Origin of the sequence: Sphingomonas aurantiaca, assembly GCF_003050705.1 — a bacterium.
GTDB lineage: Bacteria > Pseudomonadota > Alphaproteobacteria > Sphingomonadales > Sphingomonadaceae > Sphingomonas > Sphingomonas aurantiaca.
The window spans coordinates 185,323-210,971 of sequence record NZ_QAOG01000002.1 but is presented as its reverse complement, the minus strand read 5'-3'; the positions used below and the strand labels follow the sequence as shown (position 1 = coordinate 210,971).

Annotated in this window: 22 protein-coding genes; 11 read left to right on the top strand and 11 right to left on the bottom strand. The window is 67.4% G+C overall.

Going from position 1 to position 25,649, the window contains the following annotated elements:
- Positions 1-207: 207 nt before the first annotated feature.
- Both alaS and C8J26_RS06395 read right to left on the bottom strand, forming a co-directional pair.
- Complete coding sequence (alaS, locus tag C8J26_RS06400; protein WP_107957218.1) at positions 208-2,853, bottom strand: alanine--tRNA ligase; 2,646 nt, start codon at positions 2,851-2,853, stop codon at positions 208-210.
- A gap of 281 nt (positions 2,854-3,134) precedes the next feature.
- The gene (locus C8J26_RS06395; RefSeq protein ID WP_208631335.1) at positions 3,135-4,397 is read right to left on the bottom strand and encodes a M24 family metallopeptidase; all 1,263 of its coding nucleotides are present in this window, start codon (positions 4,395-4,397) and stop codon (positions 3,135-3,137) included.
- Positions 4,398-4,475: 78 nt separating this feature from the next.
- On the opposite strand from C8J26_RS06395, the gene C8J26_RS06390 reads away from it, so the two are divergent.
- The gene (locus C8J26_RS06390) at positions 4,476-5,813 is read left to right on the top strand and encodes a dicarboxylate/amino acid:cation symporter (RefSeq protein ID WP_107957216.1); all 1,338 of its coding nucleotides are present in this window, start codon (positions 4,476-4,478) and stop codon (positions 5,811-5,813) included.
- A gap of 137 nt (positions 5,814-5,950) precedes the next feature.
- On the opposite strand, the gene C8J26_RS06385 is transcribed toward C8J26_RS06390, so the two are convergent.
- The 6 genes from C8J26_RS06385 to C8J26_RS06360 all read right to left on the bottom strand — a co-directional run bounded on the left by C8J26_RS06385 (position 5,951) and on the right by C8J26_RS06360 (position 13,475).
- The gene (locus tag C8J26_RS06385; protein ID WP_107957215.1) at positions 5,951-6,586 is read right to left on the bottom strand and encodes a glutathione S-transferase family protein; all 636 of its coding nucleotides are present in this window, start codon (positions 6,584-6,586) and stop codon (positions 5,951-5,953) included.
- A gap of 35 nt (positions 6,587-6,621) precedes the next feature.
- The gene (locus C8J26_RS06380; RefSeq protein WP_107957214.1) at positions 6,622-7,458 is read right to left on the bottom strand and encodes a class I SAM-dependent methyltransferase; all 837 of its coding nucleotides are present in this window, start codon (positions 7,456-7,458) and stop codon (positions 6,622-6,624) included.
- 451 nt (positions 7,459-7,909) lie between these two features.
- Positions 7,910-8,983, bottom strand: coding sequence for a recombinase RecA (gene recA, locus C8J26_RS06375; RefSeq protein WP_056420064.1), 1,074 nt, complete (start codon positions 8,981-8,983; stop codon positions 7,910-7,912).
- 238 nt (positions 8,984-9,221) lie between these two features.
- Positions 9,222-10,097, bottom strand: coding sequence for a 4-(cytidine 5'-diphospho)-2-C-methyl-D-erythritol kinase (locus tag C8J26_RS06370; RefSeq protein WP_107957213.1), 876 nt, complete (start codon positions 10,095-10,097; stop codon positions 9,222-9,224).
- A gap of 290 nt (positions 10,098-10,387) precedes the next feature.
- Entirely contained in the window at positions 10,388-11,773 is a 1,386-nt protein-coding gene (locus C8J26_RS06365; protein ID WP_107957212.1) for a tetratricopeptide repeat protein, read from the bottom strand.
- A 40-nt stretch (positions 11,774-11,813) separates the two neighbouring features.
- A complete protein-coding gene (locus C8J26_RS06360; protein WP_056420544.1) occupies positions 11,814-13,475 on the bottom strand; it encodes an electron transfer flavoprotein-ubiquinone oxidoreductase in 1,662 nt (553 codons plus the stop codon).
- A 139-nt stretch (positions 13,476-13,614) separates the two neighbouring features.
- Between C8J26_RS06360 and C8J26_RS06355 the strand changes: the two genes are divergently transcribed.
- The 4 genes from C8J26_RS06355 to C8J26_RS06340 all read left to right on the top strand — a co-directional run bounded on the left by C8J26_RS06355 (position 13,615) and on the right by C8J26_RS06340 (position 17,308).
- Positions 13,615-14,385 carry a uracil-DNA glycosylase gene (locus C8J26_RS06355; RefSeq protein ID WP_107957211.1) on the top strand — a complete coding sequence of 257 codons (771 nt, stop codon included), beginning with the start codon at positions 13,615-13,617 and terminating at the stop codon, positions 14,383-14,385.
- Positions 14,382-16,268, top strand: coding sequence for a lytic transglycosylase domain-containing protein (locus tag C8J26_RS06350; protein ID WP_107957210.1), 1,887 nt, complete (start codon positions 14,382-14,384; stop codon positions 16,266-16,268). The genes C8J26_RS06355 and C8J26_RS06350 overlap by 4 nt, the downstream gene beginning before the upstream one ends.
- Positions 16,269-16,273: 5 nt before the next feature.
- A complete protein-coding gene (gene moaB / locus C8J26_RS06345) occupies positions 16,274-16,801 on the top strand; it encodes a molybdenum cofactor biosynthesis protein B (protein WP_107957209.1) in 528 nt (175 codons plus the stop codon).
- 207 nt (positions 16,802-17,008) lie between these two features.
- Positions 17,009-17,308 (top strand): hypothetical protein, encoded by a 300-nt coding sequence (locus C8J26_RS06340; protein WP_107957208.1) that lies wholly within the window; start codon positions 17,009-17,011, stop codon positions 17,306-17,308.
- 167 nt (positions 17,309-17,475) lie between these two features.
- On the opposite strand, the gene galU is transcribed toward C8J26_RS06340, so the two are convergent.
- Positions 17,476-18,348 (bottom strand): UTP--glucose-1-phosphate uridylyltransferase GalU, encoded by an 873-nt coding sequence (galU, locus tag C8J26_RS06335; RefSeq protein WP_107957207.1) that lies wholly within the window; start codon positions 18,346-18,348, stop codon positions 17,476-17,478.
- A 145-nt stretch (positions 18,349-18,493) separates the two neighbouring features.
- Here galU and wecB point away from each other — a divergent pair, with 145 nt between their 5' ends.
- Together wecB and wecC are read left to right on the top strand one after the other, a co-directional pair.
- Positions 18,494-19,678: a non-hydrolyzing UDP-N-acetylglucosamine 2-epimerase gene (wecB, locus tag C8J26_RS06330; RefSeq protein ID WP_107957206.1), complete on the top strand. Its 1,185-nt coding sequence runs from the start codon at positions 18,494-18,496 to the stop codon at positions 19,676-19,678.
- Entirely contained in the window at positions 19,662-20,972 is a 1,311-nt protein-coding gene (gene wecC / locus C8J26_RS06325) for a UDP-N-acetyl-D-mannosamine dehydrogenase (RefSeq protein ID WP_107957577.1), read from the top strand. Before wecB ends, wecC begins: the two co-directional genes overlap by 17 nt.
- Here the strand turns inward: wecC and C8J26_RS06320 are convergent.
- Positions 20,929-21,921, bottom strand: a complete 993-nt coding sequence (locus C8J26_RS06320) for a M48 family metallopeptidase (RefSeq protein ID WP_107957205.1) — start codon at positions 21,919-21,921, stop codon at positions 20,929-20,931. The genes wecC and C8J26_RS06320 overlap by 44 nt on opposite strands.
- A 185-nt stretch (positions 21,922-22,106) precedes the next feature.
- Between C8J26_RS06320 and C8J26_RS06315 the strand changes: the two genes are divergently transcribed.
- The 3 genes from C8J26_RS06315 (at position 22,107) to C8J26_RS06305 (ending at position 23,951) form a co-directional block, all read left to right on the top strand.
- Positions 22,107-22,895: a metallophosphoesterase family protein gene (locus C8J26_RS06315; protein WP_107957204.1), complete on the top strand. Its 789-nt coding sequence runs from the start codon at positions 22,107-22,109 to the stop codon at positions 22,893-22,895.
- Positions 22,896-23,114: 219 nt separating this feature from the next.
- On the top strand, positions 23,115-23,354 hold the full coding sequence (locus C8J26_RS06310; RefSeq protein WP_056420098.1) for a hypothetical protein: 240 nt from the start codon (positions 23,115-23,117) through the stop codon (positions 23,352-23,354).
- A 177-nt stretch (positions 23,355-23,531) separates the two neighbouring features.
- Positions 23,532-23,951 (top strand): HIRAN domain-containing protein, encoded by a 420-nt coding sequence (locus tag C8J26_RS06305; protein ID WP_107957203.1) that lies wholly within the window; start codon positions 23,532-23,534, stop codon positions 23,949-23,951.
- A gap of 13 nt (positions 23,952-23,964) precedes the next feature.
- Here the strand turns inward: C8J26_RS06305 and C8J26_RS06300 are convergent, their stop codons facing one another.
- Positions 23,965-24,723 carry a competence/damage-inducible protein A gene (locus tag C8J26_RS06300; RefSeq protein ID WP_107957202.1) on the bottom strand — a complete coding sequence of 253 codons (759 nt, stop codon included), beginning with the start codon at positions 24,721-24,723 and terminating at the stop codon, positions 23,965-23,967.
- A gap of 51 nt (positions 24,724-24,774) precedes the next feature.
- Here C8J26_RS06300 and map point away from each other — a divergent pair, with 51 nt between their 5' ends.
- Positions 24,775-25,602 carry a type I methionyl aminopeptidase gene (map, locus tag C8J26_RS06295; protein ID WP_107957201.1) on the top strand — a complete coding sequence of 276 codons (828 nt, stop codon included), beginning with the start codon at positions 24,775-24,777 and terminating at the stop codon, positions 25,600-25,602.
- The last annotated feature ends 47 nt before the right edge of the window (positions 25,603-25,649 follow it).

Here is a 25,649-nt window from a genome sequence, read left to right as displayed (position 1 = left end):
CAGCAGTAACTGCGGACGGCCATCCATTACGTTGGCTTTGCCAATTGGGCCCCGGCCTTCGCCGGGGTGGTGGTGATGCTAGGTAAGCGCCTTACCCTCACCGTTCCCCCGCGAAAGCGGGGGCCCAGGGTACCGGGCGCTGTCGGTATTTAGCTGGGCCTCCGCGTCCGCGGGGGAACGCCACGAAGCGGAAAACCCGTCAGCCCCTCAGCCCGCCAGCGCCGCCCGCACCGCGGCCACCGCATCCGCTGCCTTGGCGCCATCGGGACCACCGCCCTGCGCCATGTCGGGACGGCCACCACCGCCCTGCCCGCCAAGCGCCGCGACCGCGATCTTCAGCAGGTCGACCGCGTTGCGGCTCGCGACCAGATCCGCGGTCACGCCGACCGCGACCGAGGCGCGGCCGTCGTTGATCGCGACGAGCATCGCGATCCCCGACCCCAGCCGCTGCTTGGCCTCGTCGACCGCGCCGCGCAGGCCCTTCGCCTCGAAGTCGTTTAGCACCTGCCCGATGAACGCCACGCCACCGACCTCTTCGGGGCCCGCAACCTCACCGCCGCTGCCGCCGCCAAGCGCCAGCGCCTTCTTCGCGTCGGCGAGTTCGCGCTCGAGACGCCGGCGATCCTCGATCAGCGCCGCGACGCGCGCGGGCACTTCGTCGGGAGTCGATTTCAGTGCCGCCGCCGCCTCGCGCAGGCGATCGTCGCGCCCGGTCAGATAGGCGCGCGCCGCCTCGCCGGTCAGCGCCTCGACGCGGCGCACGCCGCTCGACACCGCGCCTTCGCCGACGACCTTGAACAGGCCGATATCGCCGAGCGCGGTCACGTGCGTGCCGCCGCACAGTTCGATCGAATAGGTCTTGCCGTCGTCCTGCGTCCCCATCGATACGACGCGGACCTCGTCGCCATATTTCTCGCCGAACAGCGCCATCGCGCCCATCGCGATCGCATCGTCGGGGGTCATCAGCAGCGTCGTCACCGCGCCGTTGCCGCGGACCTGTGCGTTCACATCGGCCTCGACCTGCGCGATGTCGGCTGGCGTCATCGCGACCGGCTGCGAGAAGTCGAAGCGCAGGCGATCGGGCGCGACGAGGCTCCCCTTCTGCGCAACATGCTTGCCGAGGCGTTCACGCAAGGCCTTGTGCAGCAGATGCGTCGCGGAGTGGTTGGCGCGGATCTGCGCACGGCGCGCGACGTCGATCTGGAGCTTCACGGACTCGCCGACCTTGATGCCGCCCGCATCGACGATCGCGTGATGGACGAACACGCGGCCGAGCTGCTTCGATGTCTCGGTGACGGTCGCGCGCAGCCCGGTGTCGGTCGAGATATGCCCGGCATCGCCGACCTGCCCGCCGCTCTCGCCGTAGAAGGGCGTCTGGTTGACGACGATCGACACCGTGTCGCCGGTGGTCGCATGGTCGACGCGCGCGCCGTCCTTGACCAGCGCGACGACCTCGCCCTCGCCGGTGTCCGACGCATAGCCGAGGAATTCGGTACCGCCGGACTGCTCGACGATGTCGAACCAGATGTCGTCCGAGGCCTTCGCGCCCGAACCCTTCCAGGCGGCCCGCGCCGCGCGCTTCTGCTCGGCCATCGCGGTGTCGAAGCCTTCGCGGTCGACCGCGAGCCCGCGCTCGCGCAGCGCGTCCTCGGTCAGGTCGTACGGGAAGCCATAGGTGTCGTAGAGCTTGAACGCGACGTCGCCCGCGAGCGTCCCCTCGGTCATGTCCGCGGTCGCCTCGTCGAGCAGCTTCAGCCCCTTGTCGAGCGTCTGGCGGAACCGCGTCTCCTCCTGCTGCAACGTCGCCTCGATCAGCGGGCGCGCGCGCGACAGTTCGGGATAGGCGGCGCCCATCTCGGTGACGAGCGCAGGCACCAGCCGGTGCATCAGCGGCTCCTTCGCGCCCAGGATATGCGCATGACGCATCGCGCGGCGCATGATCCGGCGCAGGACATAGCCGCGGCCCTCGTTCGCAGGGAGCACGCCGTCCGCGACCAGGAAGCCCGCGGTGCGCAGGTGATCGGCGATTACGCGGTGGCTCGCGGTGTTCGCGCCGTCGGTCGCGGTATGCGTCAGCGCGCCCGAGGCCGCGATCAGCGCCTTGAACGTGTCGGTGTCGTAATTGTCGGTGACGCCCTGCATCACCGCGGCGATGCGCTCGAGCCCCATGCCGGTGTCGATCGAGGGTTTCGGCAAATTGCCGACGATCTCGGCATTTTCCTGCTCATATTGCATGAACACGAGGTTCCAGATCTCGACGAAGCGATCTCCATCCTCGTCGGGGCTGCCGGGAGGGCCACCGGGGATGTGGTCGCCGTGGTCGTAGAAGATCTCCGAGCACGGCCCGCACGGCCCGTTGTCGCCCATCGACCAGAAATTATCCTTGGTCGGAATGCGGATGATCCGGTGCTCAGGGAGGCCCGCAATCTTCTTCCAGAGGTCGAACGCCTCGTCGTCGGTGTGATAGACGGTCGCGGTCAGCTTGTCCGGCGACAGGCCCCATTCCTTGGTCAGCAGCGTCCACGCATGCGTGATCGCCTGTTCCTTGAAATAATCGCCGAACGAGAAATTGCCGAGCATTTCGAAGAAGGTGTGATGCCGCGCGGTGTAGCCGACATTGTCGAGATCATTGTGCTTGCCGCCCGCGCGGACGCACTTCTGCGACGACGTCGCGGTCGTGTAGGGTCGCGATTCGAGGCCGGTAAAGACGTTCTTGAACGGCACCATCCCCGCATTGACGAACATCAGCGTCGGGTCGTTCTGCGGGACGAGCGGCGCGGAGGGTACGATCTGGTGCCCCTGCGAACCGAAATAGTCGAGGAAGCCGCGGCGGATGTCGTTCGTCGATGTCATGCGGGGGGACTTAGGCGAGCGCGGCGGTTCGCTCAAGTAGAGGTGTAGGGGCGTGACGGGACAACCAGCGTAGTATGTTTCCCCGCGAAGGCGGGGACCCAGACTGGGCTCCCGCCTTCGCGGGAGAACAAGGACGTGCTGCCGTTCGGTACGCCGCCCACCCCGGCGGAGGCCGGGGCCCAATTGGGAGACGCCTACAACGAAGCGCGGTGCTCCCTTATTTCCACCTCTCCAATTGGGCCCCGGCCTTCGCCGGGGTGGTCGTGGGTGTGGTGACTGCCCTACCCCAACGGTGCGTCGATCGATTTGGGCGGTTCGCTGAACCATCTCGGCCCTGCGTCGGTCATGTGGAAGCAGTCCTCAATCCGGACGCCGTATTTGCCCGGCGTATAAAGCCCCGGTTCGTCGGAGAAGCACATCCCTGCCGCGAGCCGCGTCGTCTCGCCACGGACGAAGTTGACGGGTTCGTGGCCGTCCATGCCGATGCCGTGCCCCGTCCGGTGCGACAGGCCCGGCAGCTTGTAGCCCGGACCATAGCCGAGCGTCTCGTAATAGCGCCGGACCGCATCGTCGACGCTCGCCGCGGTCGCGTCGATTGTCGCGGCGGCGAACGCGACCTGCTGGCCACGTGCGACCTGATCCCAGGTCTTGCGCTGGTCGGCGGTCGCGGTGCCGTGCACCCAAGTGCGCGAGACGTCGGACTGATAGCCTTGCACGGTGCACCCGCAATCCATCAGCACGACCTGCCCGTCGGCGACGCGGTGGATCTCGCGGCTGCCGTGCGGATAGGCCGACGCCTCGCCGACCAGCGCCATCGAGAATTCGGGCGCGCCGCCCAGTGCCTTCGTCGCCGCGGTCATCAGCGCGCCGATCTGCGGGCCGGTCATGCCGGTTTCGACGCGCGCCTTGGTCCAGCGATAGGCGGCGAGCGTGACGTCGGTCGCCGTCTGCATCAGCGCGATCTCGGCGGGCGTCTTGATCATCCGGCCGGCGCGGACGACCGGGTCGGCCGACACGATCTTCGCCCCCGGCAGCACGCGCGCGAGGCCCGCATAGGCGAAATAGCGGACGTCCGCCTCCAGCCCGATCGGCCGCGCGGCGAGTTTGCGATCGCGCAGGAACCCGGCGACGACGCGCAGCGGATCCTCGTCCTCCTGCCACACGCGGACGTCGGCGGAGACGGTGAGCGTCTCGCGCACCGACGGCTCCTCGAAGAACGGCGTGACGATGCACGGCGTCCCCTCGACCGGAATCACCGCGAGCGTCAGCCGCTCGCTGGTGTGCCAGCGCACGCCGGTGAAGTAGATCATCGACGATCCGGGCTCGATCAGCACCGCGCCGATCCCCGCCGCCTTCATGAGCAACTGGGCGCGGACCAGCCGCGCGGCGCGCTCGGCGGCGTCGATCGGTTTCGCCCCGCCGGTGATATCGGACAGCGCCGACAGGTCTGGTTCGGCCGCGCGCAGGAAGGCGCTGGTGGACAGCAAAGGCGCCGCGGCGGCAAGGCCGAGCAGCGTGCGGCGTGAGGGCGTAAAGGCGGTCATCGACATCGCCGAACGATAGGGTGCTTGACCCGAGCGCCGCAATCCCCTTCCCTCGCGCACGAAATTCGGGAGCGATTAATGGCCAAGCGGCTAACCTATTACATCTTGCTGGGGCTGGTCGCGGGCCTGGTCGTCGGCTGGATCCTCAACGCGTCGATCGACGACGGCACCGCCGCGTCGGCCGCGCGGCTGAAGGACATTGCGGGCTATTTCTCGATCGTGACGTCGCTGTTCCTGCGGCTGATCAAGATGATCATCGCGCCGCTGGTCTTCTCGACACTGGTCGTCGGCATCGCGCATATGGGCGACACCGGCGCGCTGGGCCGGGTGGGCTTGCGCAGCCTCGGCTGGTTCGTCTGCGCGTCGCTGTTGTCGCTGACGCTGGGCATGATCCTGGTCAACGTGTTGCAGCCGGGCGTGGGCCTGGCGCTCGCGATCCCGCCCGCGACCGCGTCGAGCGGGGTCGATGCCGCGACGTTCGATCTGGCCAAGTTCATCTCGCACATCGTGCCCGATTCGATGATCGCGGCGATGGCGAGCAACGAAATCCTGCAGATCGTCGTGTTCTCGGTGTTCGTCGGCGTGGCGATCACCGCGGTCGGCGAGAAGGCCGCGCCGCTGGTCAAGGCGATCGAGGCGCTGGTCGCCGTCATGCTCCAGATCACCAACTACGTGATGCGGTTCGCGCCGTTCGCGGTGTTCGCCGCGGTGACCGCGACGCTCGCCGAGCGCGGTCCGAGCATCCTCGGCGATCTCGGCTATTTCATGCTGTGCTTCTATCTGGGGCTCGCGCTGCTGTGGGCGCTGCTGATCGGGATCGCGTTCGTGCTGATCGGGCCGCGGACGCGGTTGCTGGTGCGGTATATCCGCGATCCGCTAATCCTCGCCTTCTCCGCGGCGTCGTCCGAGGCGGCATATCCGCGGACGCTGGAGGCGCTCGACCGGTTCGGCGTGCCGCCGCGGATCGCGAGCTTCGTGCTGCCGCTGGGCTATTCGTTCAATCTCGACGGGTCGATGATGTACATGACGTTCGCGTCGCTGTTCATCGCGCAGGCTTACGGCATCCACATGCCGATCGGGCAGCAGATCGCGATGCTGCTGGTGCTGATGGTGACGTCGAAGGGGATCGCCGGCGTGCCGCGCGCGTCGCTGGTGGTGATTGCGGGGACGCTGTCGATGTTCAAGATTCCGGAGGCGGGCATCCTGCTGATCCTGGCGGTCGACCATTTCCTCGACATGGGGCGCTCGGCGACCAACGTGATCGGCAATGCGGTCGCGGCGACGGTGGTCGCGAAGTGGGAGGGCGGGCTCGACGAGCGCGAGCCGGCCGATCGGGATCCACCGGTGGCGCCGACCGGGCATGGGCCGAAGACGAATGCCGACAGCTTCGACAAGATCGGGCCGGGTCAGGATTGAGGCGGACGGCCTCGAACCCTTTCCGTCATCCCAGCGAAGGCTGGGATCCAGAGCCGCGAACGGCGCGCGCATGGCTCTGGATCCTGGGTCGAGCCCCGGATGACGGACGTGGGGAGGCGGTGGCGTGATCCTAGAGCTCAGGCGTAGGCGTAGGGGCCGCCCTTTTTGAGCCCGGCCTGATAGGCAGGCCGGGCGTGCACCTTGGCGAGCCAGGCGATCGTGGCGGGGCGCGACTCGTTCAGGCCGCCGCGGCTGCGCGCAGCCTCCAAGGGAAAGCTCATCATGATGTCGGCAGCGGTCATCTCGGCGCCGGCGAACCAAGGACGCTGCTCCAGTTCGGATTCGACATAGTCGAGATGAACGTCGATCATCGGCTGGATCTTCTTGACCGCGACCTTGCCCATGATCGGGATGCGCGCGAGGACGAGTTTCAGCAGCAGCGGCGGCATCATCGAGCCTTCGGCATAATGCAGCCAGAAGCGGTAGCGCAGCGCATCGCCGCGGTTGGCGGGCGCACCGAGTTTGCCGTCCGCCTTGTCGACGAGATATTCGACGATCGCGCCGGTCTCGGCGATGACGCCGACGCCCTGGACATCGGTGTCCTCGATCACCGGCGACTTGCCGAGCGGATGGACCTTCTTGAGTTCGGGTGGGGCGAGCATGGTCTCCGGATTCCGCTCGTAGCGCTTGATCTCGTAGGGGAGGCCGAGTTCCTCGAGCATCCACAGGATCCGCTGCGATCGCGAGTTTTCGAGGTGGTGGACGATGATCATGCTGGTTCCCCTGCTCTTCTATCCCGCCGACACGCTTATCGGGCCGCGGTGCGCGCCGTCCAGATCCAGGCGACGGCGGGAAATTCCACCGTGTCGCCGGTGCGGTGACGGTCGCAGACCTGGGTGAGACGCGCGATGTAGGACTCGCGTTCCTCAGGCGCCGCATCGCGGATCGCGGAGGCGGCGGGGCCGATGCGGCGGAAATAGTCGACCGCGTCGGCGACGGGGTCGGACCCGCCGCCGGCCCGATAGGCAAAGTCGATGCGGCTGGGCGGTCCTGCCTGCCAGCCGGCGTCGGCGAGGATGGCGGCGACATGGCCGGGGTCGGCGAACGCGAACGGGCCGGGTGCGGTCGTCGCTGGTGCGTCCGCGTCGCCGCCGGTGGCAGCGATGGTTTCGGTCGCCCAGTGATTGGCGGCGCGCTCGGCGAAACAGGAGAAGACGAGGGTGGCAGCGGGGGCCGCGGCAGCGGCGAGCGTGGCGAAGGCGGCGACGGGATCGGCGAAGAACATGACGCCGTGGCGCGAGACGTAGAGGTCGACTGGGGCGTGGGTCGCGGCGGCGGCGGTGATGTCGGCGCATTCGAACTGCGCGTTGGCCTTATCCGCGGCGCGCTGCCGGGCGGTCTCGATCAGATTGGGGGAGAGGTCGATACCGGTGACGGTCGCGTTCGGGAGCGCCTGCGCGGTGGCCAGCGTGGTTGCGCCCGCGCCGCAGCCGATGTCGATGACTTTGGCGGTGTGTGGCGTGGCGGCGGCGAGGATCGCGGCGTTCAGGTGCGGCGTGAGGTTCGCGAAGCTGCGGTCGGTGCGGCGCCATTCCTCGGCCCAGACGTCGCCAATCCTGCCAGTCCAGTCAAAGCCTGTGGTCATCAGCGGGGAGCTTCATGCTTGGGGTTCGGGGGCGTTTGGGAGAGTGAAGTATAGAAAGTATAGACGCTCGCGCGGGTTTTGCGTCGAGGGATTTTTCGCGGCCGCGGTAGATTGCGTATCCGTGTTTCCCCGCGAAGGCGGGGATCCAGCCTGGGCTCCCGCCTTCGCGGGAGACCATTGGGGCGGGCGCGTCGTAGCACCTGAATTGAGAAGACATCCCAATTGGGCCCCGGCCTTCGCCGGGGTGGCGTGGGTTTGGGTTGTCGTGGCACTCGACACGAGCGGCCTTCCCAACTGGCCGCGGCGGTCGCCGGGGTGGTGTGGGCTTGGGGGCGATGTCTTTCCTCGCGTGCCCTCACCCTCCCATTGCAAGGGCAATGGGCCCCTCCCTCTCCCCCGAGGGGAGAGGGTTAAGGGGTTCCGGCCGCTCCCTTAAGGGAGAGCGTTCGTGTTATGCGTCGTCTTCGGCGCCGGGGCCTACCATCATTTCCTCGGCGACCTTGTCGGTGCGCGCGCGGATCTGCTTTTCGAGGCGATCGGCGGTTTCGGGGTTGTCCTTGAGGAAGGTCTTCGAATTCTCGCGACCCTGGCCGAGGCGGACGCTGTCATAGCTGAACCAGGCACCCGACTTCTCGACGAGGCCCGCCTTCACGCCGAGATCGAGGATCTCGCCGAGCTTCGAGACGCCCTGCCCGTACATGATGTCGAATTCGACCTGCTTGAACGGCGGCGCGACCTTGTTCTTGACGACCTTCACGCGCGTCTGGTTGCCCGTCACCTCTTCACCGGCCTTGACCGCGCCGATGCGGCGGATGTCGAGGCGGACCGAAGCGTAGAACTTCAGTGCGTTGCCGCCCGTCGTGGTCTCCGGGTTGCCGTACATCACGCCGATCTTCATGCGGAGCTGGTTGATGAAGATCACCATGCAGCGCGAGCGGCTGATCGAGCCGGTGAGCTTGCGCAGCGACTGCGACATCAGGCGCGCCTGAAGACCGACATGGCTGTCGCCCATCTCGCCCTCGATTTCCGCGCGCGGCACGAGTGCCGCGACCGAGTCGACCACGAGCACGTCGATCGCGTTCGAGCGCACCAGCGTGTCGACGATCTCGAGCGCCTGCTCACCGGTATCGGGCTGCGACACGATCAGCTCGTCGATGTTGACGCCGAGCTTCCTGGCATAGACCGGGTCGAGCGCATGCTCGGCATCGACGAACGCGGCGGTGCCGCCGTTCTTCTGCGCCTCGGCGATCACGTGGAGCGCGAGCGTGGTCTTGCCCGAGCTTTCCGGGCCGTAAATCTCGATCACGCGGCCGCGCGGCAGGCCGCCGACGCCGAGCGCGATGTCGAGCCCGAGCGAGCCGGTCGAGATGACCTCGACCTGCATCGTTTCCTTGGAGCCCAGGCGCATCGCCGAGCCCTTGCCGAACGCGCGGTCGATCTGCGCGAGCGCGGCGTCCAGCGCCTTTTGCCGGTCGTTGGTTGCGGTTGCCATGCCGGTGTCGATCACTTTCAGATTAGCGGCCATTGATAAGCTCCCATCGCTAAAGCAAGCGCGCGTGCCATTCAACGCGTCAAACACCATGTATTCTCTTTGTTCTCATGGAACAAGTGCGGAACATCGGGTTTGGGCGAAAAAGGCAGAGTCTGGTCGAGAATGGGTGGGGTTGTTCAGGCGCGCGCTTGGTAGTGGCCGGCGTAGTCGGTTTTGGCTCTGGGTCCTGACTTTCGTCAGGATGACGGCAGGTGGTGGTGGGGGCGTCCGTTCAGGCGAGCGTCGTTGCGAGGGTCCACCAGCCGCAGGCTTGCGCCGCGGTTGCAGCCGAGTCTCTGGCTTCGGCGGTCTGGAAGAGGGCGAAGCAGGTGGCGCCGGAGCCGGACATTCTGGATAGCAGCACGTCGTGCGCCGCGTCGAGCAGCGTGCGGGCATCGGCGATGACGGGGGCCAATGCCAGCGCGGGGGGCTCCAGATCGTTGCGGCCGGCGGTTGCGCGCGTGAGAAGGTCGCCTTCGGGGATGGGGCCGCGATCCTGGCCGTCCCAGGCCTTGAAGACGGCGGCAGTCGAGACCGCGACGCCGGGATTGACCAGGAGGAGCGGCGTGCCGGACAGGCCTTCGAGGTTGGTCAAGGTGTCGCCCTTGCCGGTGCCGAGCGTAGTGCGGTTGGCAAGGCACGCGGGGACGTCCGCGCCGAGCGTTGCGGCGATGGCGTGGAGGCGCGCATCGGTCGCGGCGATACCGTGGAGGCGTGCCAGCGCGCGCAGCGTGGCGGCCGCGTCGGCCGAGCCTCCGCCGATGCCCGAGGCAATGGGCAGGTGCTTTTCCAGCGTTATCGCGTGACGGGCGTTCGGGGCGAATGCGGCGGTGAAGGCGTCGGCGGCGGCGGTGACAAGGTTGCCACCCCATGCCGCCACCCCGGCGGAGGTCGGGGTGGTGGTGTGTTTTGGGGCGGGGAGCAGCGCATCCGCGAAGGGGCCGGTGATGGTGAAGCGGTTCGCGGCGGCCGGTTCGACGGTGACGATGTCACCGTCGGTGGCGAAGGCGAACAGCGTTTCGAGATCGTGATAGCCGTCTTCGCGGCGACGGCGGACGTGGAGCGCCAGGTTGATTTTCGCAGGCGCGGGTTCGGTGGTGGCGGGCATCGTGGATCTCGGGGTTTGCGATTTGGGGTCTGGCTTAGCGGATGGAGGGGCACTGGCAACGTTCCGCTCTGCATCTAGCGTCCGTCATCCTGACGAAAGTCAGGATCCAGAGCCAGGCAGGGCATCGGTCGTTACTCTGGATCCTGACTTTCGTCAGGATGACGGAGGGGGCGTTGCGCACGCTTCGCCCTGTGCGGGCCAGGTGCGCGCGGCGTTACGCTCATTGCCGCCGTCGGCATCGCCCTCCCCACGGAAGCCGTGCGAGCCCGCTCCCCCCGTAGGAAAACGAGTCAGCGACGAGCTTTCGGCGGGAGGCCGTTGGCGATCTTGGCGGTCAGGCGCGCCGTGTCGCTGGGCTCGGCGGTCAGCAGCGCGGCGCGCCAGGCGTAGCGCGCCTCATATTGGCGGCCGACCGTCCAATACGCGTCGCCGAGGTGATCGCCAATCTCGGCGTTGGCAGGATCGCCCTGCCCTGCGCGTTCGAGCAGCGGGAGCGCACGCGCGGTGTCGCCCGCGAGATGGTACGCCCAACCCAGCGAGTCGGTAATCGACGCGTTGGCCGGATCGAGGCGGCTGGCGCGTTCCAGCAGCCGGATCGAGGCGGGGATGTCGTCGCCATGCTCGACCTGCGCAAAGCCGAGATAATTGAGCGCGAGCGGTTGTGCGGGACCCCGCGCGACCGCCTTTTCGAGCGCGTCGCGCGCCTCGGGCCAGCGCCCCGCCTGGTCGAGCGCACCGCCGTATTGCAGCCACGAGCCCCAGCTGCCGCCATTCGCCCCGTCGGCCGAGATGATACGGCGATACCAGGTTGCGGCTTCGGCAGGGTTGCCGGTGGTCAGCAGCAGGTCGGCATAACGCTGCCAGTCGGCGGGTTCGGCGTCCAGCTGGTCGACCCGGTTCTTGGCGGCGGCCAGCGCCTCGCCGTCGCGATCGGCGTTGGCGAGGATCTCGACTCGTTCGGCAGCGGCGGCGGCGGCGAACGCGCCCTTCGGATCGACCTCGTCGAGGACGGTGAGCGCGCGATCGACGATCCTGTTACGGGCGAGCGCGTCGGCGAGCAGGATTCTCGCGCTGTCGTAGCGGGGGTCCGCGCGCAATGCCGCCTGCGTCAGCGCGATCGACAGGGGTGAGGGCTCACCCGCCGCAAGATCGCTGGCGAGCTGGGCGAGCAGCCGCGAGACGCCGGTCGCGAGCGGTTGGCGGCGCGGTGCGGCGGCGATCAGCGTGCGCGCCTCGGTGGCGAAACGGTTGGCGACGGGGTCCTTGGCGGCGATGGCAAGCGACGGTCCCGGATCGCGACCCTCGGCATGCGCGACCCAGGCGTAGAGCGAGGGCGCGAGGACCACGAGGGGCCCGGTGGCGAGCGTGGCGATCGCGGCACTGGCGGCCTTGGTGTCCCCCGCCCGCGCGGCATCGGCCAGCGGGAGGAGGGCGGCATCGGCAGGAGCAACGCCTGCCCGGCTCAGGACGGCGGCGGCGCGCGAGGCGAGCGGCATGTCGCCCGCCTCCAGCGCCTCGCGGTACGCGCGGATCGCGACGACGGGATCGTCGGGCGCCGCCGCCAGCACCTTCGCATAGCTGGCGGCGGCGTGATCAGGCCTGCCCGCGGCATCGGCGGCGCGGGCCTTCAGATAGGCGGAAAGATCCCCCGTCTCGGCCGCGGCGGGTGCCGCCACGGCGAGACCGAGCAGGAGGAGGAGAGGCAGACGCAGGGGCTTACATGTTGGGATAATTGGGGCCTCCGCCGCCCTCGGGTACGACCCAGTTGATATTCTGGGTGGGGTCCTTGATGTCGCAGGTCTTGCAGTGGACGCAGTTCTGCGCGTTGATGACGAACTTCGGATCGCCTTCTTCGACGCCGACGACCTCGTAAACGCCGGCCGGGCAATAGCGTTGCGCGGGCTCGTCGTACATCGGCAGGTTGTAGGTGATCGGTACCGCCGGATCCTTGAGCGTCAGGTGGACCGGCTGGTCCTCCTCATGGTTGGTGTTCGAGATGAACACCGACGAGAGGCGATCGAAGGTGAGGACGCCGTCGGCCTTGGGATAGTCGATCGGCTTGACCAGATCCTTGCGCCACAGGCTTTCATGGTCGGGATGATGGTGCATCGTGAAGGGAACCTTGATCCCCAGATGCTCGAGCCACATCGTCACGCCGGCAAGCCCCGACCCGACCAGGTCGCCGAACTTCTTGACCAGCGGCACGACGTTGCGGACGACCGACAGCTCCTTCTTGACCCACGACCGTTCGAACGCCTCTGGATAGGCGGCGAGCTCGTCATGGCCGCGCTGCGAGACGATCGCCTCGACCGCAGCCTCGGCGGCCATCATGCCGGACTTCATCGCGGTGTGCGTACCCTTGATCCGCGGCACGTTGAGGAAACCGGCGCTATCGCCGATCAGCGCGGCGCCGGGCATCACGAGCTTGGGGATCGATTGCAGCCCGCCATCGCTGATCGCGCGCGCGCCGTAGCTGACGCGCTTGGCGCCCTTGAGCAGCGCGGCGATCTCGGGATGCGTCTTCCAGCGCTGCATCTCGTGGAACGGCGAGAGATGCGGGTTGGTGTAGTTCAGCCACGTGACGAAGCCGATCGAGACCTGACCGTTCGCCTGGTGATAGATCCAGCCGCCGCCGTTCGAGCCGTCGGTCTCGGTCAGCGGCCAGCCCTGCGTGTGGATGACGCGGCCGGGCGAATGGAGCGCGGGATCGATGTCCCACAGCTCCTTGATGCCGAGGCCGTAGACCTGCGGATCGCTGTCCTTGGCGAGATCGAACTTGGCGATCAGCTGCTTGGTCAGGTGACCACGGCAGCCTTCGGAGAAGAAGGTGTATTTGGCGTGGAGCTCGAGGCCGGGGGTGTAATCGCCCTTGTGCGTGCCGTCGCGCGCGACGCCCATGTCGCCGGTTGCGACGCCCTTGACCGAGCCATCGTCGTTGAACAGGATTTCGGCGGCGGCGAAGCCGGGGAAGATCTCGACGCCGAGTTCCTCCGCCTTGCCCGCCATCCAGCGGCACAGATTGCCGAGGCTGCCGGTATAGGTGCCCTTGTTGTGCATGAACGACGGCGTGACGAAGTGCGGCATCTCGCTCTTCTTCGTCTTGCTGAGGATCCAGTGATGGTTCTCGGTCACCGGCACTTCCGCCAGCGGACAGCCATCCTCGCGCCAGTTGGGCAGCAGTTCGTCGAGGCTCTTGGGGTCGATGACCGCGCCCGACAGGATGTGCGCACCGACCTCGGAGCCCTTTTCGAGCACGCAGACGCTGATCTCCGCGTCCTTCTCCGCCGCCATTTGTTTGAGACGGATCGCTGCCGAAAGACCGGCCGGGCCTGCGCCGACGATCACCACATCATAGGGCATCGATTCACGTGTCGTCATCATCGTCTCCCGGGGATATCCCCTCTTTGCCCAGCTTTACGGACCGCCCCCTCGTTCGGGCTCGGGCTGGCACCGTCTTGTCCAATATGGCGATTGCGCGAGTTGACCGCCACGTCAACCGTGCAGCATAGGTTACCCTGTGGGGGCGGACCAAACCATCGACTGGCGAAATGCCGCGGCGAGCGCGCTCGAATGGTGGCACGAGGCTGGCGTCGACACATTGGTCGACGATGTCCCCCGCGACTGGTTCGCGGCGCCTGAGCCGCTTATCGTCGCACCCGCGGCACCTGCTGCGCTGTCCGTATCTCCATCCGCAATGCCGCTTGTGCTGGCAGACTTCCTCAACTGGCGGGGCGGGGCAGAGGTTCCCGAGGCGAGCTGGAGCGGGATTTCGCTGGCCGCCAGCGGGCCGGCTGACGCTACGGTCATGGTGCTTGTCGATTGTCCCGACCGGGATGACGGCGATGCCGGTGCGTTGCTGAGCGGCGGGTCGGGTCGATTGCTCGACCGGATGCTCGCGGCGATCGGCCTCGCGCGCGACGCCGTGCACGTTGCGGCGGTGTGCGCGAAGCGGCCGACGGCAGGGCGGATCCAGAGCGAGGTCGAGGATCGGCTCGCCGAAATCGCCAAGCATCACATCGGCTTGGTCGCACCGCGGCAGTTGCTGCTGCTGGGCAATGCGGCGAGCCGTGCCATCCTCGGGACGGAATTACAGGCGGCGCGCGGGCGTTTACACCGGTTTAACCATAAGACCGCACAAACGGGGACTGGTGACGCGTCGGATGTGACGACGGTGGTCGCGAGCTATCATCCGCGGTTTCTGATCGAGAAGCCCGCGGCCAAGGCCGAGGCCTGGAAGGATTTGCAGATGCTGATGGGCGAACAGATATCGCAAAAGGGCGTACGATGATCCGGACCCGGTCGATCTCGCGGGCAGCGCTCGTTCTGGGGCTCAGCGCGCTCCCCCTCCCGGCCTTCGCCGCGACGCTGGCGGGCGAGCCCGCGGGCGATGCCCGGCTCGGCACGCCGCAACTGGTCGGCGCGCCGACGCTGGAACAGATTCCGGACCAGCTCGATGCCGGACAGCGCGAGGCGTACAAGACCGTCTTCGCCGCGATCCGCGACGGCAAGTGGACCGACGCGCAGATCGGGCTAGACACGATGAAGCCCGGCCCGCTGCACGCGATCGCGCGCGCCGAGATGTACACGGCCAAGGGTTCGCCCCGCGTCGAGATGGAGCCGCTGGTCGCGCTGCTCAACGAAGCGCCCGAACTGCCCGAGGCCGCGCAAATCTCTCGCCTGGCGATGACGCGCGGCGCGGTCGACCTGCCCCCCCTGCCCGCTGCGCAACGCCTGATCTGGCAGGACGGCGCACCGCGTCGAGTCCGCGCCAAGAGCCTGCAGGGCGACCTGATCGCCGCCGATCTCGCGCTCAAGATGCAGCCTTACGTCAAGGCGGACATGGGCCGCGAGGCGCAGTCGCTGCTCGAGAGCACGCCGGGGCTGACCCCCGAGGCGCTGACCGAGTGGCAGCAAAAAATCGCATGGATCTATTTCCTCCAGGGCGACGATGCGAACGCGCGCGTCATGGCCACCAAGGCGCAGGACGGGGTCGGCGACTGGGCGGTGCAGGGCCGCTGGGTCGGTGCGCTGTCCGCATGGCGGCAGAATGACTGCGCGAATGCCGAGGCCGGGTTCGAGGGCGTCGCAGCACGCGCCGGCGACGTCGACCTGCGCGCGGCTGCGCTATACTGGGCGTCGCGCGCGGACATGGTGTGTTCGCGCCCCGACAAGATCGAGGGGCGCCTGAAGGCGGCGGCGCAGTTCGGCGAGAGCTTCTACGGCCAGCTCGCGCGCCAGCAGCTCGCGATGAAGGACAAGGGCACCGCGGTCGGCGGGCTGGTCGCAAGCGACTGGAAGGTCGTCGGCAAGCGCCCCAACGTCCGCGTCGCAGCGGCACTGGTCGAGGTCGGCGAGACCGACCTGGCCGATACCGTCATCCGCCAGCAAGCCAAGATCGGCGACCCGCGCGAATTCGGCAACCTGGTCCGGGTCGCCGAGGCACTGAGCCTGCCAGCGACGACCGTGTGGCTCGCGCATAACTGCCCGCAAGGCGTTACCTCGACCGCCGAGGCGCGCTATCCGACGCCGAACTGGACGCCGGACAGCGGCTGGCACATCGATAAGGCGCTGGTCTACGCACACACGCTCGAGGAATCGCGGTTCCGCAACACCGTGAAGAGCCCGGCGGGCGCCTATGGCCTCATGCAGATCATGCCCGCCGCCGCGACCGACTTCGCGCGCGAACGCGGCACCGCGATCGACATGAAGGCGCTGACCAAGCCGTCGACCAACATGGATATCGGCCAGCGCCATCTCGAGCGGCTGCGCGACATGGCGGGCGTCACCGGCGGTCTGCTGCCCAAGGTGATCGCGGCGTATAATGCGGGGCCGCGCCCGGTCGGCGACTGGAACGCGATCGTCCACGATAATGGCGATCCGCTGCTGTATATCGAGAGCATCCCCTATTGGGAAACGCGCGGCTACGTCACCACCGTGCTGCGCAACTACTGGATGTACGAGGCGCAGGGCGGCAAGAAGGCATCGACCAGCCGCAACGCGCTCGCGCAGGGCATGTGGCCGCGCTTCCCCGGCCTGCCGGGTGCGACCGCGGTCCGGATGAACGCGACGCCCAACGCGCGTGCGAGCGCCAGCGCGTCGCCCGTGCATACGACGGTCGCGGTCAACGCGAGCGTCAGCCCGCAGTCCGCCACCCTCACGCGCGCGGACTGATCGCCATGCCGATCGATGAAAGCCGGACGTTCCTGCCTGTACGGATCGCCGTGCTGACGGTGTCGGACACGCGCGGGCTCGCCGACGATCGCTCGGGCGATACGCTGGTCGCGCGGCTGACCGAGGCAGGCCACATCCTCGCCGACCGCCGGATCGAGAAGGACGATGTCGAGACGATCGTCTCGCGGCTCCATGCCTGGATCGGCGATCCCGCGGTCGACTGCGTCATCACCACCGGCGGTACCGGCGTGACGGGTCGCGACGTGACGCCCGAAGCGATCGAGCAGGTCGCCGAGAAGATGATCCCCGGCTTCGGCGAACTCTTCCGCATGCTGAGCTTCCAGACGATCGGCACCTCGACCGTGCAGTCGCGCGCCTGTGCCTGCGTGTCGCACGGCACCTATATCTTCGCGCTCCCCGGCTCGACCGGTGCGGTAAAGGACGGGTGGGACGGCATCCTGCGCGACCAGCTCGACAGCCGCCACCGCCCCTGCAATTTCGTCGAACTGATGCCGCGGCTGCTCGAGCGCTAAAAACGCCAATGTCCCGTACGTCTCGCCAAATGATGGCGGGACGTACGGCACATGATTGCCCGCACCGCGGCCAAGCTCCGGAAAATATCGCGTGATCCGAACGCGTTGCGCAGGTGTGTCGCTGTATTACTAAACTGGCACACTCGGTGCATTGGTCGTCATGCAGCCCGATCGGGTTGCGACACCAACGATCCGAAGGACGCCATCATGCGCTCGCTCTTCCTGAACAGCCTCATCGCCGCCTCGCTGCTCGTATCCGCCACGCCGGTCCTCGCCGCCGGCGCGTCGCAACCGACGACGAAGCTCAAATACAATGCGAAGATGCAGAAATACTGCGCGATCGATCCCGCCGTCACCGGCAGTCACCTCCAGCAACAGACCTGCAAGACCTCGGCGCAGTGGAGCGCCGCCGGGCTCGACATGCCGAAGCCACGGATCGCCGACCCCAGCATTCCGATCGCGACGGTCGCGACGATCGCACCGGTCGCCACGATCGCCCAGCGATGACGCATCACGCGGCGGGGCAGCCCCTAGGGGTTTCGCCCCGCGCGTCGAGAGCCGGACACACTCGCCCGGCCGGAATAAAGACGACGGGAGGGGCGGACTCGAAACACGAGCGCCCCCCTTTCTGCGCTCTTCTTCAGACTAACCTCCCCCGACGGGGGAGGATCAGATCAGTTCGCCAGAACTCGCTCGGCAAAGGCGCGAACGCCCGGACCGATATCGGCGCGCGACAGGGCGATCGCCAGGTTCGCCTGGATATAGCCGGCCTTGTCACCGCAATCATAACGCTGGCCGTCGAACGTAAAGCCGTGGAACGGCTGGTTGCCGATCAGCTGCGCCATCGCGTCGGTCAGCTGGATCTCGCCGCCCGCACCCTTTTCCTGCGTTTCCAGGATCCGCATCACCTCGGGCTGGAGGATGTAGCGCCCCGGGATCATCAGGTTCGACGGCGCGGTGCCACGCGCGGGCTTTTCGATCAGCGCGGTGACCTCGGTCAGGCGCCCGTCGATCGCGCCCGGCGAGATGATGCCGTATTTGTCGGTCTCCGAATCCGCGACCTCGAGCGCACCGATGACGTTCCCGCCGACCTTGTTATACGCCTCGACCATCTGCTTCATGAAGCCTGGCTGGCCTACCATCAGTTCGTCGGGCAGCAGCACCGCGAACGGCTCGTCGCCGACGATCTCGCGCGCGCACCACACCGCATGGCCGAGGCCCAGCGGCTCCTGCTGGCGGACATAGACCGGCGAGCCCGGCTTCATCCGGATCTGACTGATCGCGTCGAGCGACTTGCCGCGCGCGCGCATCGTATCCTCGAGCTCGTAGGAAATGTCGAAATGATCCTCGAGCGCGCCCTTGCCGCGCCCGGTCACGAAGATGATCTGCTCGATGCCTGCCTCGAGCGCTTCCTCAACGGCGTACTGGATCAGAGGCTTGTCGACGACGGTCAGCATCTCCTTCGGCATTGCCTTGGTGGCGGGGAGGAAGCGAGTGCCGAGTCCAGCGACCGGGAACACGGCTTTGCGCAGTGGCTTGATGGTCATTCGAACTCCAAATGTTGTCGTAAGGTCGTCAATTTCGATGCCGTATTTACCGGTCGTTACGGGTCCGTGCAAATCGGGCCGCCCGATCGACGAAACGTCGCAGCCGGTTAGCGCGTCATTAAACGCGTTGGGCTACAAGGGTTCCATGTCCAAGATCCTCATCATATTCGGCACGCGTCCCGAAGCGATCAAACTCTTCCCCGTCATCCGCGCGCTGGCCGGGGTTCCGGGCCTGACCGTGCGCACCTGCGTCACCGCACAGCATCGCGGGCTGCTCGACCAGGTGCTGGCGATCGCCGATCTTGCGCCCGACATCGATCTCGATCTGATGGAGCCGGGGCAGACGCTCGACCGGCTGACCGCGCGGCTGCTGACCGGCCTGGGCGACGTGATGGATGCGGAAAGGCCCGATCTGGTCATCGTCCAGGGTGATACCGCGACCGCGATGACCGGCGCGCTCGCCGCCTATTACCGCAAGGTCCCGGTCGCGCATGTCGAGGCAGGCTTGCGATCGGGCGATATCTATCATCCCTGGCCCGAGGAGGTGAACCGCCGGATCGTCGCGCCGATCGCCGCATTGCACCTCGCGCCGACCGAGACGTCGGCAGAGGCGCTACGTCGCGAGACCATCGCCGCCGACACGATCCACGTGACCGGCAATACCGTGATCGACGCGCTCCACTGGACCAGCGCCAAGGTCGCCGAAGATCCGGCGCTGGCCGCGGGGCTCGACTCGATCGCCGCGCGCTTTGCCGGCAAGCGGATCGTGCTGGTCACGACGCACCGACGCGAGAATTTTGGCGACGGGATGGCGGCGATCGCGCGCGCGATCGGCCGCATCGCCGCGCGCGACGACGTCGCGGTGGTGTTCCCCGTCCACCCCAATCCCAACGTCGTCTCGGTCATGGACGCGATTCTCGGCGACCGCGGCAACGTCGCCCGGATCGCACCGCTCGATTACCCGCATTTCGTCCGCGCGCTCGGCATGGCCGATATCGTGCTGACCGATTCGGGCGGCGTCCAGGAGGAGGCGCCTGCGCTCGGCAAACCGGTACTGGTGATGCGCGAGACGACCGAGCGGCCCGAAGGCGTCGCGGCAGGCACCGCGCGGCTGATCGGCACCGACGAGGACCGAATCGTTGCCGAAACCTTCACGCTGCTTGATGACGAGGCGGCCTATTCGGCGATGGCGCGTGCGCACAACCCGTTCGGCGACGGCCATGCGGCGGCGCGCATTGCCGCCATCGTCACCGACTTCCTCGCTCCCGGGACCCCGGAAGCCGCCCCCTCGAATGCCACAGGAACTGCCGCGCATGCTGACCGAGACTGAACTCACCGTCGTCGTCATGGGCCTCGGCTATATCGGGCTGCCGACCGCCGCGGTGATCGCGCGCACCGGCGCACGCGTGCTCGGCGTCGACGTGACCGAATCGGTGGTAGAGACGATCAACTCGGGACGCGTGCATATCGAGGAGGTCGATCTCGACGGACTGGTGTCGGGCGTCGTCGCGCGGGGTACGTTGCGTGCGTCGATGACGATCGAGCCCGCGGACGTGTTCGTCATCGCGGTCCCCACGCCGTTCGACGACGATCATGCGCCCGACATCGGCTATGTCCTGAACGCCGCGACGACGATCGCCCCCGTGCTGAAGCCCGGCGATACGATCATCCTCGAATCGACCTCGCCGGTCGGCACGACCGAGCAGGTCCGTGATCTACTGGCAAAGCTGCGCCCCGATATCAGGGTCCCAGGCCGCGCGGGCGAGCAGGCCGACATCGCGATCGCCTATTGCCCCGAGCGAGTCCTGCCCGGCCGGATCCTCGTCGAACTGATCGACAATGACCGGGTCATCGGCGGGATCACGCCGCGATGCGCGCGCAAGGCGCTCACCTTCTACCGGCGCTTCGTCCGCGGCGCCTGCGTCACGACGACGGCGCGCGCGGCGGAAATGACGAAGCTGACGGAGAACGCGTTTCGCGACGTCAACATCGCGTTCGCCAATGAACTGTCGCTGATCGCCGACACGATGGGGGTCGATGTCTGGGAGGTGATCCGGCTCGCCAACCGCCACCCGCGCGTGAACATCCTTCAGCCCGGCCCCGGCGTCGGCGGGCATTGCATCGCGGTCGATCCGTGGTTCCTGGTCCACGCCGCGCCCGACCAGACGCCGCTGATCCGGACCGCGCGCGAGGTCAACGACGGCAAGACCGACCATGTCATCGCGCAGGTAGCGGCCCTCGTCGAATCGATGCCCGGCGCGCCGGTCGCGTGCCTCGGCCTCGCGTTCAAGGCGAATATCGACGATTTCCGCGAAAGCCCCGCGCTCAAGGTCGCGCAGGCCGTCGCGCAGGCGTTCGGCGACCGAGTCCGGATCGTCGAGCCCTATGCCAGGACGCTGCCCGCCGCGCTTGCCCAGACAGGCGCCACGCTGGTCGACGTCGATACCGCGATCGAGACCTGCCCGATCATGGTCGTGCTGGTCGATCACGACGTCTTCAAATCGATCCCGCTGGAAGAGCGCGCCGACAAGGCGGTGCTCGATACGCGCGGGATCTGGCCCGATCAGCCGCGGCCGGTGATCAGCGCAGCGGCACGGTCCGGGTCGCAACGACAGCCGGGATGATCGGCCTCGCCGGGTTGGCCGCGATCGATCGCGCGGCCGCCTCGAGCGTCTCGGCGCGCGCCTTTGACGAGGCGTGCGTCCGGCTGCGGAAGAGTCCGCCATCGACCGCGCCGCCCTTGTTCCGCCAGAAGTTCGGGGCAGACATCGGGTCGTACCCGGCATTCGCCAGCAGATAGATTCCGAGCAGATCGGCCTGGTCCTCGGTCTCGCGGATCAGCCGGCCGTTGCGCCCGAGCTCCGCCAACAGCCCGCGGTTGATCTTCGCCGCATCAAGTCGCGCGCGGTGGCGCAGGATGTTGTGCGCGAGTTCGTGCGAGACGACGACCGCGATCTCGGCATCGGTATAGCCCTCGAAGAACCGCTCGCCGATCTGCACCACCGATCCGTCCGCGCTGGCATCGAGACCGCTGCCGAGCAGGATCTCGAACCGCGACCGGCAGCCTGTAACCGGGGTCACCGCGATCGACTGGCGCTGCCCCTTGCGCAGCACGGTCAGGCGCAGCGGCTGGCGGAGCGGGGCCGCGGCGATCGCTGCCTCCGCGCTATCCCGGCTCGCAGCGTTTTCGGGCGCGTTCGCGGGCGGCGAGCCCGGCAACGCGACATCCCCGATCGCCACCAGCGAATCGTTCGCGGCGATCCCTGCGCGCTGCGCCGGCGCGCCGGCCACCACCGCCTCGACGCCGATCAGCGATTCGAACTCGAAGACCGCCGCCGCCGACTCGCGTGCCGGGGGCGCATATTGGGTCAGCGCGTGGATCGGCATGCCGATCTGCGGCTGGAGCACGTCGCACAACGGCGCATTCGCGGTCGTCAGCCGATACGCGATCGTCGCGAGCCGCAGGTCCGCCGCCCGCAGCGCCTCGAAAAATGCCGGAGCGGGCGCGGCGTCCTTGGCGGGCGCCGCCGCGGTCAGCAGGAGAAGCGGCATCAGCCGGGCGATGAGAGTCATGACCGCGCATTAGCCCTGTTCGACACGCGCGTCATGCCTCTGGTGCGCACCGCGGCAGGTGTGCGCCGAACGGGCGGCCTCCAACGCGTCGCCGTGCCAAGATTGCGACTTGCCGCACGAGCCGGTATGCGCGCCGCTTTACCGGTATTGCCGTTCGATACCGGGCTCCACACATTGTCGGCATCATGATTTCCAAGCTTTTCAAGTCGCGTACGGTCGCCAAGGCCGCAACATCGGTCGTGCCGGAGGGGCAGCGGGTCTATGCCGTCGGCGACATCCATGGATGCGTCGCCCTGCTCGACGAATTGATCGCACTGATCGATGCGGACGATGCGCAGCGCGGCCCCGCCGAGACAACGCTGATCTTCCTCGGCGATGTCGTCGATCGCGGTCCGGCCTCCGCCGCGGTGGTCGAGCGGCTGCGTAACCTGGTCGCGACCCGCGGATCGGTCAGGTTCCTGCTCGGCAATCACGAGGAGATCTTCCTTGGCGCGCTCGACGGCGAACCCAAGGCGCTGCGCCTGTTCTGCCGGATCGGCGGGCGCGAGACCGTGCTGAGCTATGGCATGGACGCTGCCGAATATGAGCGACTGGATTACGAGGAACTCGTCCACCGCCTCGCCGACCTCGTCCCCGCCGAACACCGCGCGTTCATGAGCGCGTTCGAGGATATGATCGTGATCGGCGACTATGCCTTCGTCCACGCGGGCGTCCGCCCCGACGTCCCGCTCGATCGCCAGCGATCGTCGGATCTCCGGTGGATTCGCGACCCTTTCCTCGATCACCGCGCCAAGCTCGATAAGACGATCGTCCACGGCCATACGATGACCGATGAGGTCGAGCATCGCGGTCACCGGATCGGCGTGGATACCGGCGCCTATGCATCCGGCAAGCTGACCGCGCTGGGGCTGGAAGGCGGGGAAGTGTGGCAGGTGCAGACCAAGGGATCGCCCGGTTCGGCGCCAACGGCTTAGCCCGCTGGGGAAAACACCCACCGTTTTGGCAGGAATATATCGCCGTACGGCGACACGGCCCCTTTTCGAAGCTTCGCGAGCCTCTATACGCGACCGCGGCAGATGCATGTTGCACTGCCGCAACAGTATGGAACGCTTCCGTTTCGTACCCGTTACCTCGGTTGCCTTGCGAGTGGTTTCGTGCCAATTGCGATGCGACGAGCACAAAGGGAGTTCAACATGCGTCTTGGGAAGTACATCCTGACCGCAGCAGCAGCCACGATGGCAGTTGCTCCGGCCATGGCAGCAAATCCAGCAGCCAGCCTGTCGGTTTCGAAGTCGGTTCGCACCGGTTCGGTTTCGGCTCAGAAGAACGAGCTGGCTGGCGGCGGCATCATCGTCGCTATCCTGGCAGCGGCAGCAGTCGTTGCCGGCATCATCATCGTTGCTGACAACGATGATAACGCAGACAGCAACTAAGTCTTACGACTTGGTTGAAGGAAATAGCGGCCTTAGGGCCGCTATTTTTTTGCCTGGCGTCGATCACGCGCTGGCGGGATATCCTTGGGCTGCGGCTCGCGACTCGTGCATCTCGTGGTTACCGACCTCCGCGACTCGCGCGGTTCATCAAGGCGCGGTGAAAACTAGGGACACGGCATGGACGAACTGACCCTCGCCGTCGTCGGCATCGACTTTCCCAACGCGGACAAGAGCAAGAGCAACCGGCGGATGGAGCTGATGCTCTGCGTGCCGGGCGATCCGGTCGAGCTCCGTCGCGAGCCGAAGAACCCACACGATGCCAATGCCGTGGCGGTCTTCAGTGGCCGCGGCGTGCAGATCGGATATCTCTCAGCCGAGCGCGCACCGCTGATCGGCCGGCGGATGCAGCAGGAGGAGCATCTCGCGGTGTTCCAGGCGCTGACCGGGAGCATGGGCTATGTCCGCATCCGCTTCGGCGGCGGCGCGCCGACCCTACCCGCTCCGGGCGACGCGGAAACACCCGCGCCCAACCGCGCCGCCACGTTCGATCCCGATGCCTTCTATCCCGATCCCGAAGGCCCCGAATGGGGAGCCTGAGCCCTGCCCCGCGCTAGATCCCCTGCGCGGTGACGACCCGACCGGTCGCCTCGAGATCACGGGTCAGATCGGCCAGGCAACGGTCGACCAGCGTCTCGTCCGAACTCCGCACGACGAAGTTCGCGCCCGTCCGCCCGTCGCGAAAGAACGGATAGCTGCCGATCGCGACGCCCTCATGCGTCTTCTCGGCATCGCGCAACAGGTCGGCGACTTCGCTCTCCGCCACCCAGCAGCCGATCGTCTTCGACACCACCGGCCGCCCGCCCTCGAGCGTCCCGGTCAACGCGTCGAGCATCCCCGCAGTGATGTGCGGCACCCCCGCCATGATGAAGATATTGCCGATCCGGATCCCCGGCGCGCCCGACACCTTGTTGTCGATCAGGTCCGCGCCGACCGGCACGCGCGCCATCCGCGCCCGCGTCTCGGTCAGCCCGCCGCGAGTCGCGTAATAGGCCTCCAGCACCGCCATCGCGCGCGGATGATGCTCGACCAAGACGCCCAGCGCCTCGGCGATCGCATCCACCGTGATGTCGTCGTGAGTCGGCCCGATCCCGCCGGTCGTGAACAGATAATCGTTGCGCGCGCGCAGCGTGTTGACCGCCTCGACGATCGCCTCGGTCCTGTCGGCGACGACGCGCACCTCGGCGAGGCGAATCCCCTGCACGTTGAGCCAGGCCGCGATCTGCGCGACGTTCTTGTCCTGCGTGCGGCCCGACAGGATCTCGTCACCGATGATCGTCAGCGCGGCGGTCCAGATGCGTTCTTGTGCCATGCCCCCCGCATAGCCTCGCAAAAGAGCCGTCGCTACGCTATATCGCGCGTCATGACCGAATATGTAACCGTCACCTCCGACCAGCCCGACGCGCGCACTGGCGCCATCAAGCTGCACGGCCCCGCCGCGTTCGAAGGCATGATGAAGGCGGGCCAGCTCGCCGCCGAGACGCTCGACATGATCGTCCCCCACATGGTGCCCGGCGTGACGACCGCCGAAATCGACCGGCTGATCTACGACTTCATCATCGCCGGCGGCGGCGTCCCCGCGACGCTCGGCTATCGCGGCTACACGCACAGCGTCTGCATCTCGATCAACCATGTCGTCTGCCACGGCATCCCGAGCGAGAAGACGTTGAAATCGGGCGACATCGTCAATGTCGACGTGACGCCGTTGCTCGACGGCTGGCACGGCGATACGAGCCGGATGTACCTGATCGGCGACGTGCCCATCAAGGCACGCCGCCTCGTTGAGGTCACCTATGAATGCCTCATGCTCGGCATCGAACAGGCCAAGCCCGGCAACCGCATGGGCGACGTCGCCAACGCGATCCAGCGTCATGCGGAGAAGCACCGCTACGGCGTGGTCCGTGACTTCTGCGGCCACGGCGTCGGCCGACTGTTCCACGACGCGCCCGAGGTCGTCCATGTCGGCAAGCCAGGCACCGGCCCCGAGCTGCGCCCCGGCATGATCTTCACGATCGAACCGATGATCAACATCGGCCGCCCCGACGTGAAGCTGCTCGACGACGGCTGGACGGCGGTGACGCGCGACCGCTCGCTCTCGGCGCAGTTCGAACATTCGATCGGCATCACCGAAACCGGCTGCGACATTTTCACGCTGAGCCCCAAGGGCTACACGCAGCCGCCCTACGGCTGATCAGGCCGGGGGCGCGGGCAATCGCCCCGCCCCCCCATAGCCGCGAT